General features: G+C 64.3%; 15 protein-coding genes. 3 read left to right on the top strand and 12 right to left on the bottom strand.

Annotated elements, in window-relative coordinates; translation table 11 throughout:
• The 12 genes from AC6LJY_RS27605 to flgB all read right to left on the bottom strand — a co-directional run.
• A partial coding sequence (locus tag AC6LJY_RS27605; RefSeq protein WP_498137211.1) for a methyl-accepting chemotaxis protein occupies positions 1–1835 on the bottom strand: 1835 nt, incomplete at its 3' end.
• Between the two features lie 143 nt (positions 1836–1978).
• A complete protein-coding gene (gene flgL / locus AC6LJY_RS27600) occupies positions 1979–3238 on the bottom strand; it encodes a flagellar hook-associated protein FlgL (protein WP_046807738.1) in 1260 nt (419 codons plus the stop codon).
• A gap of 45 nt (positions 3239–3283) precedes the next feature.
• Positions 3284–4957, bottom strand: coding sequence for a flagellar hook-associated protein FlgK (gene flgK, locus AC6LJY_RS27595; RefSeq protein ID WP_046807739.1), 1674 nt, complete (start codon positions 4955–4957; stop codon positions 3284–3286).
• A 73-nt stretch (positions 4958–5030) separates the two neighbouring features.
• On the bottom strand, positions 5031–6008 hold the full coding sequence (flgJ, locus tag AC6LJY_RS27590) for a flagellar assembly peptidoglycan hydrolase FlgJ (RefSeq protein ID WP_046807740.1): 978 nt from the start codon (positions 6006–6008) through the stop codon (positions 5031–5033).
• 5 nt (positions 6009–6013) lie between these two features.
• Positions 6014–7150, bottom strand: coding sequence for a flagellar basal body P-ring protein FlgI (locus AC6LJY_RS27585; RefSeq protein ID WP_046807741.1), 1137 nt, complete (start codon positions 7148–7150; stop codon positions 6014–6016).
• Positions 7151–7152: 2 nt separating this feature from the next.
• On the bottom strand, positions 7153–7842 hold the full coding sequence (locus tag AC6LJY_RS27580) for a flagellar basal body L-ring protein FlgH (protein WP_046807742.1): 690 nt from the start codon (positions 7840–7842) through the stop codon (positions 7153–7155).
• A complete protein-coding gene (flgG, locus tag AC6LJY_RS27575) occupies positions 7842–8627 on the bottom strand; it encodes a flagellar basal-body rod protein FlgG (RefSeq protein WP_006219047.1) in 786 nt (261 codons plus the stop codon). Before flgG ends, AC6LJY_RS27580 begins: the two co-directional genes overlap by 1 nt.
• A gap of 65 nt (positions 8628–8692) precedes the next feature.
• Positions 8693–9454, bottom strand: coding sequence for a flagellar basal body rod protein FlgF (locus AC6LJY_RS27570; protein WP_046807743.1), 762 nt, complete (start codon positions 9452–9454; stop codon positions 8693–8695).
• Between the two features lie 33 nt (positions 9455–9487).
• Positions 9488–10957: a flagellar hook-basal body complex protein gene (locus AC6LJY_RS27565; RefSeq protein WP_314365722.1), complete on the bottom strand. Its 1470-nt coding sequence runs from the start codon at positions 10955–10957 to the stop codon at positions 9488–9490.
• Between the two features lie 69 nt (positions 10958–11026).
• A complete protein-coding gene (locus tag AC6LJY_RS27560) occupies positions 11027–11725 on the bottom strand; it encodes a flagellar hook capping FlgD N-terminal domain-containing protein (protein WP_046807745.1) in 699 nt (232 codons plus the stop codon).
• Between the two features lie 20 nt (positions 11726–11745).
• On the bottom strand, positions 11746–12165 hold the full coding sequence (gene flgC / locus AC6LJY_RS27555) for a flagellar basal body rod protein FlgC (protein WP_046807746.1): 420 nt from the start codon (positions 12163–12165) through the stop codon (positions 11746–11748).
• A 22-nt stretch (positions 12166–12187) separates the two neighbouring features.
• Positions 12188–12595 carry a flagellar basal body rod protein FlgB gene (flgB, locus tag AC6LJY_RS27550; RefSeq protein ID WP_006219042.1) on the bottom strand — a complete coding sequence of 136 codons (408 nt, stop codon included), beginning with the start codon at positions 12593–12595 and terminating at the stop codon, positions 12188–12190.
• Positions 12596–12772: 177 nt separating this feature from the next.
• Between flgB and flgA the strand changes: the two genes are divergently transcribed.
• From flgA to AC6LJY_RS27535, 3 genes are all read left to right on the top strand, one after another.
• The gene (gene flgA, locus AC6LJY_RS27545; RefSeq protein WP_046807747.1) at positions 12773–13489 is read left to right on the top strand and encodes a flagellar basal body P-ring formation chaperone FlgA; all 717 of its coding nucleotides are present in this window, start codon (positions 12773–12775) and stop codon (positions 13487–13489) included.
• A 127-nt stretch (positions 13490–13616) separates the two neighbouring features.
• Positions 13617–13910 (top strand): flagellar biosynthesis anti-sigma factor FlgM, encoded by a 294-nt coding sequence (gene flgM, locus AC6LJY_RS27540; RefSeq protein WP_046807748.1) that lies wholly within the window; start codon positions 13617–13619, stop codon positions 13908–13910.
• A gap of 37 nt (positions 13911–13947) precedes the next feature.
• Entirely contained in the window at positions 13948–14427 is a 480-nt protein-coding gene (locus AC6LJY_RS27535) for a flagella synthesis protein FlgN (RefSeq protein WP_104144989.1), read from the top strand.
• Positions 14428–14503 lie beyond the last annotated feature (76 nt).

Genomic DNA, 14503 nt, shown 5'->3' with positions numbered 1-14503 from the left:
ACCTGGGTCTTGCGCGGCGCAGGCGCAGGCGCGGCCGCCGGGGCGGTTGCGGGCTGCGTCGGCGCTTCGTATTCGTCGTCCGACTCTTGCGTTGCCGGTTCGGCAGCGGCCGGCATCGGCGTGGCCAGGCGCGCGGCAGAGGAGCGAGGGGCAGTCGATGACGGGGTCGATGCGCGGGCGTGGGCCGAGGCGTGGGTGGAAGCTTGCGGCGGCGATTGCGGCGGCGACACGCGCGGCGCGCTTTGCTGCGCGGCAAGTTGACGCGCCGGCACTTCGATGACTTCGCCCGCATTGATCTTGAACACCGCCACGGCTTCCGCCAGGCGTTGGGCCTGCTCTTGCAGCGAGCCCGCCGCAGCGGCCGCTTCTTCTACCAGCGCCGCGTTCTGCTGCGTGACTTCATCCATCTGCGAGACGGCGCGGTTGACCTGGTCGATGCCGCTGGATTGTTCTTCCGATGCGGCCGAGATCTCGCCCATGATGTCCGTCACGCGCTTCACCGAGGCAACGATTTCCTGCATCGTCGCGCCGGCGCGTTCCACCTGCTGCGAACCCGCGCCAACCTTGTTGACGGAGTCTTCGATCAAGCCCTTGATTTCCTTGGCGGCCTGCGCGCTGCGCTGGGCCAGCGAGCGCACCTCGCCCGCCACCACCGCAAAGCCCTTGCCCTGCTCACCCGCGCGCGCCGCTTCCACGGCGGCGTTCAGCGCCAGGATGTTGGTCTGGAACGCGATGCCATCAATGACGGAAACGATTTCCGAGATCTTGCGCGAGCTGGCGGAAATGCCCTGCATCGTGCTGACCACTTCCGACACCGCCGAACCACCGCGCTCCGCCACGTCCGACGCGCTGGCAGCCAATTGATTGGCTTGGCGTGCGTTGTCGGCGTTCTGCTTGACGGTGGACGCCAGTTGCTCCATCGACGCAGCGGTTTCTTCCAGCGAGGCGGCCTGTTGTTCCGTACGGCTGGACAGGTCGGTGTTGCCGGCGGAAATTTCCCGCGCGCCCACGTTGATTTCGTCCACGCCACGGCGCACCGTGGCCACCGTGCGCGTCAGGCTTTCCTGCATGCGCTTGATGGCGGCAAACAGCTGGCCGATTTCATTGGTGCTGCGCACGTCGATACGGCCCGTGAAGTCGCCACCGGAAATCTTGTCGAAGTGCTCGCCCGCCTGATGCAGCGGACGCAGCACGGTGCGGTTGATGAACAGCCAGCAGCCCAGCGCCAACAGCAGCGAAATGGCCAGCAGTGCAATGGTGACCGTGCGCGAGATGCGGTGGTCGACCTCGGCCTGCACCACCAATTCGTCAGTGCGCGCATCGACAAACTGCAAGACGCCATACACGCCTTCGCGGAACGCCGTGTTGGCGGCGCCGCCGGCATCGTTCAGGTCCAGATAATCTTGAATGGCCAGGTTCGCCAGCGCGGCGGACTGGCGCTTGTAGACGTCTTCGAACTGCTTGTAGCCGGCTTCCAGCTTTTGAACCACGGCGTCCGAACCCGGCATGCGGGGGTTTTTGCGGAAGGCGTCCAGCTGTTGGTTGCCCTCCTGCATCAGCGCGTCGGCGCGCTTGGCCTGCGAGGTGGCCTGCTCGGTCTTGCCCTGCTGCATGTCCATCAGCGAATTGGCCAGCAGCAAGCGGCCCCGCAGGAACGCGGCGTAGGCGCGATTGAGCTGGGTCGCCTGATTGGAATAGGCGTCGTTGACCTGTTCCAGCTTGGCGTTGCTGGAATTGAGCCCCATCCACGCCACGCCGTTCGACGCGAACATGGCGGCCGTGAAGAGCAACAGCACCAGGACGATACAGGTGCGGACTTTCAAATTGACAAGCATGAAATACCCGAGCGTTAAGCAGCGTGAAACGACACAACCTACCCTGAACGCAACCACGGACGCCCCGGTCCTTGACCGGAAGCGTCCGAGAGTGGCGCACTAGGCCCAAGCCCTATCCTGGCCCGGCCTGGAAAACCTGCCGCTTATTTGCGGCTGAAAAGGCTGGATCCCTGGATGGTCAGGAACGCGCCGGACGCGGCTTGCAGCGCCACCTGGCGCAAGGCAAGCTGGCTGGTGCCGGCGTAGTAATCCAGATCTTCCAGGTCCGACAACGTCTTGGAATACGTCAGGCCCTTCTTCGTGCCGGTTGCGTCCAGCGCTTCCAGCTCGTTCATGCGGGCGCCGACCGAAGCCGCCACGGTCAGGACGTTGTCGTAGTTGTTCGACAACTTCTTGTTGGCCGTGGCCAGTTCGTTGTTCAGCTTGGCCAGGGCAACTTCATCACCGGCGATCGGCGAATCCAGCACCTTGATCAGGCTGTCCAGCGTGTTGAACATATCCAGGTCCGCCGACTGCACGGACTCGACATTGATGACATCGCCGTTGGCCGGCGTGCCCTTGATCACAACCGACACGCCACCGAAGTCGATGGCAGCGCCATCGGTATAGGGCGTGGCGGTGGCGGGCGGCGCGGGCGTGACGACGGGCGGCACGGGCGGGTTGGCATTCGGGTCCGTCGTGGTGACGCGGTAGCCCATGCTGCCCGTGGTGGGATCCGCTTCGAACTGGACCTGGAAATTCTTGCCAATGTTGGCCGAACCCGGCGTGACCGACACCGTGCTGAATTGCGCCGTGCCGGTGTTGCCGTTGGCGGCGGTGCTGACGTAAGCCTGCGAACCGGGGTTGGCGCGGCCGAACACATCGCTGCCCAGATCGCTGGTGGACAACTGGCGCGATTGGTCCACCTGCACCGTGCGTTCGCCGGTGGCGCCGCTGTAGACGATCTTGCCCGTGGTGTCCTGCGAGTAAGGCACCACGCCGCCCTGATAGCCCGAGAACACGTACTGGCCGTTGCCGTCCGTGCTGTTCGCCAGGCCCAGCAGTGCGTCGCGGGCGCTTTTCAGCGCGGTCGACAAGGCTTGGCGGTCGCTGTCGGCAAACGTGCCGTTACCGGCCTGGATGACGCGGGTGCGCACGTCCTGCAACGCGGTGGTGATGGACTCCAGGACGTTGCTTTCCTGCCCCAGGTTCGTCATGGCCGTGTCACGGTTCATGCCGTACGTGCTGTTCATGCTCTTGGTCTGCGCCACGCCGATGGACAGCGAGGCCGACAGGGGATCGTCCGCGGGCGTCAGAAACTTGCGACCGCTGCCGACCTGTTCAACCAGGCGGTTCATGTCGGATTCCTGAGCCATAATGCCGCTCAGGCCGTTCGCGTACATCATCGAGGTGCTCAAGCGCATGGTCCAACTCCGAATTGCTTTTTAGTCATCACAGTAAAGATCGCCTTAGCCGCGCAGGCCCAACAGCGTGTCGAACACGGTGCTGGCCACATCGATGATGCGGGCGCTGGCTTGGTACTGCTCTTGATAGATCGACAGGCTGACGTATTCTTCGTTCAGGTTCACGCCCGACACCGCCTGCTGGGCAGCCGTCGTCTGCTTGATCAGGTTGGCCTGCGCCGTGGCGGCCGTCTTCACCTGGGCGGTCTGCACGCCCACCGTGTTCACCACCAGGGCGAACATGTCCGTCGTGCTCATCGTGCCGTGGCCCAACACCTTGGCGCTTTGCAGTTGCGCCAGCTTCAGGGCGTTCTTGCCGTTGGCGTCGCCGCCATCGGCGTCGGCCGCGGCCACTTTTTCCGGGTCGGTGATCAGCACGTTGATGTCACGCGCGGCATCGCGGGTGGGCGACAGCGACCACTTGTCGCCGGCTTGCGGCGGCGCGTCGATCGTCAGCGTCACGCCCATCTCGGCGTCCAGGTTCAGCGTGGCGTTCGGCGGCGTGCCGGTCGCGGGGCCGTTGTACACGCGCGCGCCTTCCGGCATGCGCAGCACCTGGTAGTTGGTGCCGTCGAACGAGATCTCGTAGTCCTTGGCGTTGATGTTGTTCAACGTGGTGAACTGGCCGGTCAACTGCGCGTTGCTCTTGTTCGCGGTGTTGGGCACGCCCGTGGGCGAGCCGATACTGAAAAAGTCGGTGCCCGGGTTGCCGTTCTGGTCCAGGCCCTGCTTGTGTTGCTCGTTGAACGACAGTGCCAGGCCAACGGCCATCTGGCCCAGCTGGTTCTGCATCGTGTCCAGCGACGTCGCGCGAAACTGCAACAGGCCGCCCAGGCTGCCGCCCGTGACGTCGCTGTCGTTCATTTCAACGGCGACGGTCTTGCCCGAACCGGCCGGCAGCGTGTAGGCCACGACCGTGCGGCTGGCGTCCTTGGACGAGGCCACCGCTTGCAGCGGATACAGCGTCGTGCCCGACAGCAGCGACTGGCCGCCCTTGGTCAACGAAATATTGATCTTGTTGCCCTGCTCGTAGGTGGTGATGCCCACGATCTGGTTCAGTTCCAACACCGCCTGGTCGCGCTGGTCGAGCAAGTCGTTGGGGGGGCTGCCGTTGGCCTTGCCCGCCGCCAGCGAAATCTGCGTGTTCAGGTCGTCGATGCGGCTCAGGTAGCTGTTGACCTGATCCACCGTCGTGGTGATCTGCGTGTTCAGCCCTTCACGCTGGTTCTGCATCTCGGAATAGGCCGAGCGAATCTGCGTGGTCAGGCTGTTGGCCTTGCCCAGCAGGTCGGCGCGGGCCGCCGGGTCGGCAGGCTTGCTGGCAACCGTGTTCATGCTGGTGAAGAAATCGGTCAGGCCCGGGGCGATGCCCACGGTGCGGTCGGCGAACAGATTGTTGATCTGCGACACCTGTGCGAACTGCGTCTGCAATTGCGCACCGCTGCCTTGCGCGCCGACCAGCTGCTTGTACAGGAAGCTGTCGTAGCTGCGCTCAACCGTGTCCACTTGCACGCCGCGGCCGATGTAACCGTTGGCGGTGGCTTGGGCGCCGGCGGTCGAGGTCAGGACGCGCTGGCGGTTGTAGCCGACCGTGGTGGCATTGTTGATGTTGTGGCTGGTGGTTGCCAGGCCGGCCTGGGCGGCGTTCAGCCCGCCCAGCGCTGTTTTGTACAAGTTCATGCTGACAATGCCCCGTATGTAACCGCAGCTGATATTTCTGGATACTCCAATAACGGCAGGAGATCGTCCAAATTTAGAGTCCTTCCAACATCTGGCGAGAAATTTCCACGTTGGAGGCCGCGCCGCGCAATTGGCCCATGATGCCGATCAGTTTTTGTGCATAACGCGGGTCGGTTGCGTAGCCCGCGTCCTGGATCTTGCGCGCCGCGTCGATCTCGTTGCGCGCCTGGGTAACGGCCTCGTAGCGGGGGCTGTTGCCAATCAGGCGGGCGTAGTCCGAGAACGATTCCTCGTAAGAGGAATAGGCACGGAACGGCTGCGTCACCTTTTTGGCAACGCCGCCTTCGTATTCGGTGGTCAGTACGTTGACGACCTTGCCGTTCCAGCTTGCGCCTGCCTTGATACCGAACAGGTTGTAGCTGGTGCTGCCGTCCGGGTGCTTGATTTCGCGCTTGCCCCAGCCCGATTCCAACGCCGCCTGACCCATGATCAGGCGAGCCGGCACGCCGCTTTGCTGCGACGCCAGGTTGGCCGCGCGCGACATCTTCGACACGAAGTCCACCACGTGCTCGGGCGCGCCTTCGGCGGCGGCCAGCGCGCGGTCGCTGGGACGGTTGTTGCGCATCACGTTCAGCAGCGCCGACACTTCGCGCGAACCGCCCGTGCGGAAGTCCAGGTCGCCGCCCTGCCCGATCGCGCGCACCGCCTCGTCGGACATGTCCGCCGGCTTGCCTTGCTGCATCTGCGACAGGATGGATTGCGTCAGGCCGATGCCGGGCGAAGCCAGGTGCAGCGCCAATTGCTCGTCGGCCATGGACTGCATCATTTGCGTCTGCTGCGAATCGAACAGGCCTTCCTTGGGCGTTGCCTCGCGCATGCGCTTGACCATCATTTGCAGGAACAGGGCTTCGAACTGCTTGGCCACCTGCTTTTGCTGCTCGGTGCCGGCGGGGTCTTTCTTGACGTCGCGCTTCAGGTCCGACAAGCGGCCCATGTCAAAGACCGATTCCTGGCGGCCCGCGCCGCTTGCCGCATCTTGAGTAATCGCCATGGCCGTCAGATGATTTCCAGTTCGGCGCGCAAGGCGCCGGCGCTTTTCATGGCCTGCAAGATGGCCAGCAGGTCCTGCGGCGTGGCGCCCAGGGCATTCAGGCCCTTGACCACATCAGCCAGGTTGGCGCTGGTGCTTACGCGCTGCAACGAGCCGTTGTCCTGGCGCACTTCGATCTGCGTGTTGGGCACCACCACGGTCTGCCCTTCCGTGAACGGGGTGTCCGGTTGCGACACCTGGTTCTGGCGGTTGATGATGACCGACAGGTTGCCGTGGGCCACGGCCGCCTCTTCGATCATGACCGTGCGGTTCATCACGACGGAACCGGTGCGGGCGTTGATGATGACCTTGGCCACCGTGGGCGCGCGCGCCACCTGCAAGTCTTCCACTTGCGACAGGAAGCGCGCCTGCGACGACTGCTCCATGGGCGTGCGCACCTGCACCACGCGGCCGTCCAGCGCGGTGGCCGTGCCTTGGCCGAACTTGCGGTTCAGGGCCTGCGCCACGTTCTGCGCGGTGCCGAAGTCGGTGTTGTTCAGTTCGACGTGGATGTAGCCGTCGCGCGAGAACGTGGTGGGCACGCCGCGTTCGACGATGGCGCCCGCGCTGATGCGGCCGCCGTTCAATTGGTTGATCTGCACGCTGGAGCCGCCGGCCGATGCGCCCGCGCCGCCGACCAGGATGTTGCCCTGGGCGATGGCGTAGACCTGGCTGTCCGCGCCCTTGAGCGGGGTCATCAGCAAGGTGCCGCCGCGCAGGCTCTTGGCGTTACCCATGGACGACACCACCACGTCCAGCGTCTGGCCGGGCCGCGCGAACGCGGGCAAGGTGGTGGTGACCATGACGGCCGCCACGTTCTTCAATTGCATGTTGCTGCCGGCGGGCACGGTGATGCCCAGCTGCGACAGCATGTTGGTCAGGCTTTGCTGCGTGAAAGGCGTCTGGCGAACCTGGTCGCCGCTGCCGTCCAGGCCCACGACCAGGCCGTAGCCGATCAGCTGGTTGCCCCGCACGCCCTGGATCGAGGCCAGGTCCTTGAGCCGCTCGGCGTGCGCCGCGCCGGCGCCGGCCACCAGCCCTACCGCCACGCACACACGGGCGAACAGGGACAGCATGGCGGATATGGAGGTGGGTTTTGTCATGGTCAGAACGGCGAAGCAAGCAGGAAGAAGCGTTGCAGCCAGCCCATGGTCTGAACTTCGTCCATGACGCCCTTGCTGCGATATTCGATGCGGGCGTCGGCCACCTGCGTGGACGACACGGTGTTCGTGCCGGTGATGGAGCGCGGGTCGACCACCCCGGCAAAGCGTACGTATTCGCTGCCGCGGTTGATCGCGATCTGCTTCTCGCCAGCTACCTGCAAATTGCCGTTCGACATCACGCCCACGACCGTCGTGGTGATGGTGCCGGTAAAGGCATTGTTGGCGGTGCTGTCGCCCTTGCCCTGCGCCACGTTGCCGCCCTTGGCGTCGGTGTTCAGGTTAGCGCCCGCCCAGCTGTCCATGAAGGACGGCGCGGCGGCGATACCCAGCGTGGCCGATCCGGTGCGGTTCGTATTCGTCGCCACGTTCTTGGACGCATTGGTGCGTTCGTTCAGCACGATGGTGACGATGTCGCCCACGTTGCGCGGACGACGATCCTCGAACAGCGGATAGTTGCCGTACGTGGTGGGCTGATAGATCGAGCCCGTCGGCTGCGCCATCGGCATGGGCGGCGGCGGCGGCGCGGCCGTGGTCGGCCCGGTCACGATGGGCTCGGGCGGGATCATGGCGCAACCGGCCGCCAGCATAGCCAGCGCCGCAGCGAATACCAGACGCAGGACAGACATGGGCATCACAGTTGGGTCAGGCGGGCCAGCATCTCGTCAGAGGTCTTGACGGCCTTGCTGTTCATTTCGTAGGCGCGCTGGGTCGTGATCATGTTGACCAGTTCTTCAGCCACGTTCACGTTGGACGTTTCAACGTAGTTCTGCATGATCGAACCCGCGCCGTCCACGCCGGGTTGCAGCAGGTTTGCGGGGCCCGATGCATCCGTTTCCAGATACAGGTTTTCGCCGATGCTTTGCAGGCCGGTGGGGTTGATGAAGGTGGCGATCTGCAACTGGCCGATCTGCACGTTCACGCCGGCGGCGCCGGGCTGGGTCACCGAGACGATGCCGTCCTTGCCGATCGAGATGGACAAGGCGTTGTCCGGCACGTTCATGGGCGGCTGGATGACGTAGCCGCTGACGGTCGTCAGCTGGCCGTTCTGGTCGCGTTGCAGGGCGCCGTCACGGGTGTAGCCCTGGGTGCCGTCGGGCAGTTCGACTTGCAGGAAGCCACGGCCGTTGATGGCGATGTCCATTTCGCCGCCCGTGTTGTTCAGGTTGCCGGCGGTGTGGATGCGCTCGGTGGCGGCCACGCGGGCACCCGTGCCCAATTGCAGGCCGGACGGCAGTTGCGTGGCGTCGCCCACTTGTGCACCGGGCTGGCGCAGCGTCTGGTACATCAAGTCCTGGAACACGGCGCGGCCGCGCTTGAACCCGTTGGTGGAAACGTTGGCCAAGTTGTTCGAGATCACGTCCATGGAGGTCTGTTGACCTTCCAGGCCCGTTTTGGCAATCCACAACGAACGCATCATGATGAAGTACTCCTGGTGCCGCGGCAGCGCCGCGCGCGAAATTTTGGGTTGAATCAGCGGCCGAGTCAGCTGACGGACAAGATGCCGTTGGCGCGTTCGGCGTTACGGTCCGACTGCTGGATCACCTGCATCTGCTGCTCGAAGCGGCGGGCGTTTTCAATCATGCCCACCATCGCTTTCATCGGATTGGTGTTGCTGCCTTCAAGCACGCCGGACAGCAGGCGCAGGCTGGGGTCCGCCGGCGCGGGCGGCGCGGGCTGGCCATTGACCGGCGCCAGGCGGAACACGCCGTCGTCGCCATGCACCAGTTGCGCGTTGTTCGGGTTGGCCAGCTTCAGGCGACCGAGGTTCAGAATATTGTTCGGGCCGTCGCCGGCGCCGATGGCCGTGATGGTGCCGTCGGACGTGATCGTCAGCGAGGCCTGGTCGGGCACATCGATGGGGCCGCCCTGGTCGGACAGCACCGGTTGGCCCAGCGAGGTCTGCAACAGGCCGTTGATGCCCACTTGCAGGCTGCCGCCGCGCGTATAGGCTTCGCCTTGCGGCGTTTGCACGGCGATCCAGCCGTTCTCGCTGGCCAGTGCCACGTCCAGGTCGCGGCCCGTGGTCTGCATGTTGCCCATTTCAAAGCTGTTGCCGGGGGTCGAGGCCACCGTCGAAACACGCGTGGGCAGGCTCACTCCGTCCGTCACGGGAACCGAGCGGTACAGCGCGATCTGCTCGCGAAAGCCCGTCGTGTTCACGTTGGCCATGTTGTTCGAAATCGCGGCCTGCTGCTCAGTGATACGTGCCGCGCCATTCATGGCGGTGTAGATGATTCTGTCCATTGCCTATTCCGTCGGTGTCGTCGCGAGCCAGCTTTACTTCAGGTTCATCAGGACTTGCATGATTTCGTCCTGGGTCTTGATGGTTTGCGAGTTGGCCTGGTAGGTGCGCTGGGCAATGATCATGTTGACCAGTTCCTTGCTCATGTCGACGTTGGACGCTTCCGTCGCCTGACCCACCACCTTGGACATGCCGTTGGTGCCCGGCTGACCCAGGATCGGCTGGCCCGAGGCGGACGTTTCCGTCCACGCGTTGTTGCCCACCGGTTGCAGGCCTTGCAGGTTGGCGAAGTCGGCCAGCACGATGTTGCCGACCACTTGCGTTTCACCGTTGGTGTAGCTGGCCACCAGGCTGCCGTCGCCGCCGATGTTGATGCCGCTGAATTCACCGGAGGTGTAGCCATCCGGCTTGGCAACCAGCTTGTAGTTGCTGCCGTACTGCGTGGTGCCGGTGTAGTTCATGGCGATGCTGATGGGGTCGGCGGGCGTGGTGGTGCCGCCGGGCTGGGCAAAGCTCAAGGTCACGACCGGGGCGCTGGTCAGCGCGCCGGCCTTGTTGAACGTGAACTGCTGGGGGGTGCCCCAGACGCCGCCCGCTTCGGTCGTGGGCGCCATGGCCTGGCCGTCCATCGTGTAGTAGACGTCGTACACGCTGTTGCCGGCGGCATCCGCCGGGCGCTTGACGAAGTACTGCATCACCTGGTGCGAGTTACCCAGCGAATCGAACACCGTCATGGGCGACGCGTTGGTGTAGCTGTTGGACACCGTGGGGTCGAACGGACGGCCGATTTCGGTGACGGCGGCGGTGTAGTTGACGTAGCCGGGGATTTGGCTGATGTCGCCGGCCGTGATGGCGCCCGTGGCATCGATGGTGACCGTGTTCGGCGCGGTGCCGTAGGTGTTGGCCGGCGGCGTCGCGCCCGACCAGACCAGTGCCCCCAGCGGATCGCGGGTGAACGTATATGCCGTGCCGCCCAGGGACACGCTGCCGTCGACGGCCGGGGCCGTGACGGTATCAACCGGATAAACCACCTTGGCGTTGGCGTCCAGGTTGGCCACGGTCGTGCCGGTGGTGGTGGCGCGCGGCGCCACGTTGGCCGTCGGCAGTTGCAGTTCGACCGGGTTCGCGCCAATGGCGCCTGCGGGGTAGCCCGTCAGGCGGTAGCCCTGCGCGTTGACGATGAAGTTGTTCTTGTCGACCAGGAATTCGCCATTGCGCGAATACATCACCGCGCCGCTGGTGTCCGTCAGGCGGAACATGCCCTTGGCGCCGTCGATGGCGATATCGTATTCGCCACCACCGCCCTGCACCGTACCGACGGTGAAGCGTTGGTTGATGGCGGCGACCTTGACGCCCAGGCCCACGCGCGAGCTGGCGTACACGTCAGCAAACGAGGCCGTGGCCGACTTGAAGCCGACGGTGCCGGAGTTGGCGATGTTGTTGCCGATCACGTCCAGGTTCTGCGCAGCGGCGTTCAAGCCGCTTAGTCCTTGTCCGAAGCCCATGTTTTCTCTCGCTAATTAATGATGTGGAGCCGTCGCCCGTGCGCCGGCATCGATTCAAATCCGCCCGGTTCAGGCGCCGATAACCTTGCGCACGTCCAACATGCTGGTCTGGCCTTCCAGGCCCAGGTCCAGACGCAGTCCGTTCGTCGAGTAAGCCACGCTCTTGACCTGGCCGTAGCTCAGGACTTCCGCGTTCACCTTCTTGCCGTCGCCGTCGGTTGCCAGCACGGACACGGTGTACGCGCCCGGCTCCAATGCCACGCCGCCGTCGTTCTTGCCATCCCAGTTCAGGGTGTAGACGCCAGTCTTCTGTTCGCCCATTTCAATGGTGCGCACCACGGCGCCGTTCGCGTCGGCGATACGAACCTGGACCTTCTGCGCATCGCTTTGCAGATCCAGGCCGTAGGGGGTGACGACGCGCTCGGCGGCGTTGTCGCCGTCCACGCCGACCTTGACCTTGGAACCCGGGATCAACACGCCCTTGCCGATCATCGACACGGCGTTCATCGACTGGGACACATCGATCTGGCCGCTGATGGCCAGGATGGTGCTCTTCAGGTTGGTGATGCCTTCCACCGTTGCGATCTGCGCCATCTGCGAGGTCAGCTCGGCGTTTTGCATCGGGTTCAGCGGATCCTGGTTCTGCAGCTGCGTCATCAGCAGCTTCAGGAACTGGTCTTGCAGGCCCTGCGACGTAATGGAGCTGCCGGCGCCCGCCTGGGCCAGGCCCAAGCCGGTGGTGCTGGTGTTTTGATCGACGGTGGTCATGGATTCACTCTGAGCGGAAATTAGGATTGACCGATGGTCAACGTCTTTTGCATCAAGGACTTGGCGGTGTTCAGCACTTCGACGTTCGCCTGGTACGAGCGCGACGCCGCGATCATGTTGACCGTTTCGGCCACGGGATCGACGTTGGGCATGCTGACGTAGCCCTGGGCGTCGGCCAGCGGATGCTTGGGGTCATAGATCTGCTTGAGCGGCGACGGGTCCTGGATGACGCCGGCAACGCGCACGCCGCCGATCTCCTGCCCCATGGCCTGGCCGGCGGCCGGGTTGACCTGGAATACAACCTGGCGCGCGCGATACGGCTGGCCGTCCGGGCCCACCACGCTGTCGGCGTTGGCCAGGTTGCTGGCCGTGACGTTCATGCGCTGCGACTGCGCGCTGAGCGCCGAACCGGCGATATCGAAAATGCTCAACAAGGACATTGCCTGTTGCTCCCTTTATGGATCAATCCTGAATGGCGGTCTGCATGGTCCGGATGCGGCCGGAGATCATTTGCATCGTGCTCTGGTAGTGCAAGGTGTTGTCGGCGAACTGCACGCGTTCGATGTCCATGTCCACCGTGTTGCCGTCCATGCTGGGCTGGTAAGGCAAACGGAACAGCAGGTCCGTCGGGCCCTGCGACACAGCCTTGGCCGGAATGTGGCGCGCGGAGGTCAGCGTCAACGACGTATCGGCCAGGCGCTTGGAATCTTCCATCGCGTTCTGCATCGCCGTCTTGAAGTCGAAATCGCGGGCCTTGTAGTTCGGCGTGTCGGCGTTGGCGATGTTGGACGACAACACTTCCTGGCGCTGCGCGCGCAGTCCCAAAGCCTGCTGGTAGAACCGGAAATCTTCGTTAAGCCTGTCTAGCATCGTGGCGCCTTCGTGCGTTGCAATACGGATAGAGCACGGGACTTCGGACACACCGTTATCCCATTGGATGACGGAATCATAGGGGCCGACGGTGAAACACAATCAGCCAAATAACCCGCCATTTCTCATCCAATTCACGTATTGCGAAGCCGCTCGGACTCTTACAATTCAGTCATCATGAAAATCTCCGCACGACTTCTCCTCGCGCGCGCAAGCGGCCTTCTTGTCCTGGCATTGGCAGGCAACGAAGCCGCGCTGGCGCAAGACGCCGCCAGCCAGCCGCCCGAGGCCATCGTGAACGCGGCGCAAGACTATCTGCTTGAACAATTGGCCGGCCTGCCCGGGCAGCCCTCGGTGGCGATCGACCCGCCCAGGGTGGACCGCCTGGCGCCCTGCGACGCCATGTCCCCGTTTATGCCGTCGGGCATGAAGCTGCGGTCGCGCATGACGGTGGGTGTGCGATGCAACGCGCCCAAGCCCTGGACGACGTATGTGCAGGCCACTGTCAGCGTGCCCGGGTACTATTACGTCGCTTCGCGCATGATCGCGGCGGGCCAGGCGCTGACGCCGGACGACCTCTCCCCCCGGGACGGCGACCTGGTGTCGCTGCCGCCGGGTGCCATCACCGACCCGCAAACGGTCGTGGGCATGTCGGCCGCTTACCGCATCAACGCCGGCCAGCCGGTGCGTGGCTCGTCGCTGCGCAACGCGCAGTCGGTCATGCGAGGCGCCAACGTTCGGATCAACGCGCGCGGCAACGGATTCGTGGTCAGTAGCGAGGGGCAGGCACTGGACAATGCAGCGCCGGGCGCCACGGTGCAGGTGCGCACCGCCAGCGGCCAGGTGGTCAGCGGTGTGGTGCGTAACGCGGGTCTCGTGGAAATACAACTGTAGGGTCTGTTACAAATCGCGCGACACCATTGGGCAAGCTGCCCTAAAGTTCCTTCCGGCCCTGTCGTTACAGAGACAATAGTAGGCGTATCCGTCGCAAACCGACCCAGGACGCCCTGCGGAGAAAACCTTGAAAATCAATTCGACCACCAACCGGCCCCTTTCGGCCGACGCCGTGAGCCAGCGCCCGGATTCCGCGGTTGCGCAAGCCTATGGCGCAAGCACCCCCTCGGGCTCCAGCAGCTCGCAAGTGGCGTTGAGTTCGGCGTCGCGCAAGATGCTGGCCCTGCAAGACGGTTCGAACGACATCAACGTCGAGCGCGTGGCTGCCATCCGTGCCGCCATTGCCTCGGGCCAGTTGAAGATCGATACCGGCCGCATTGCCGACAGCCTGATCGCCAGTGCGCGCGATCTGCTGAAGTAATCCCGTCCACCGCCCTATCCTCCTTCGAAGCATGACCATGAACCCCGTCGACTCCCTCCAGGCCTGCATGCGTCAGGAAGACGCGCTGATTACCGAGTTTTCAGCCATTCTGGAAGAAGAGACCGAGGTTCTGGTCGGCCCGGGCAACGTCGGCGCGCTGCAAGCCATTACCGAACGCAAGTCGCGCGTGGCACAGCAGCTGGTTGACCTGAGCGGCACGCGCGACGGCCTGTTGGCCGAAATCGGCCTGCCCATCGGCCACGCCGGCACCGAGCAGGCTGCCGTGCTGCATCCGCAGTTGTCGGGGATCTGGCAGGCGCTGTTGACCAAGTCGGCTTCGGCCAACGAGATCAACCTGCGCAATGGCGCGTTGATCGATGTGCATCTGCGCTACACGCAGCAGTCGCTGGACGCGCTGCGCGACGTCAACGGCGCAGGTGGCAAGAACGCGACCTATGACGCGTACGGCCGAGGTGCGCGCGGCGCGCCTAATCGCAAACCGATCGTCGCCGGCTGATCCGGCGTATAGTCCCTGGCGCGGCATGCGCGCCAAAATACGCGAATTCTTGTGAAAAGCGCGCGGGATCCCTAAC

The organism is Achromobacter sp. RT286_PF (assembly GCF_059760425.1).
The sequence above is the reverse complement of the archived record's forward strand: the minus strand, read 5'-3'. Positions and strand labels throughout refer to the sequence as shown.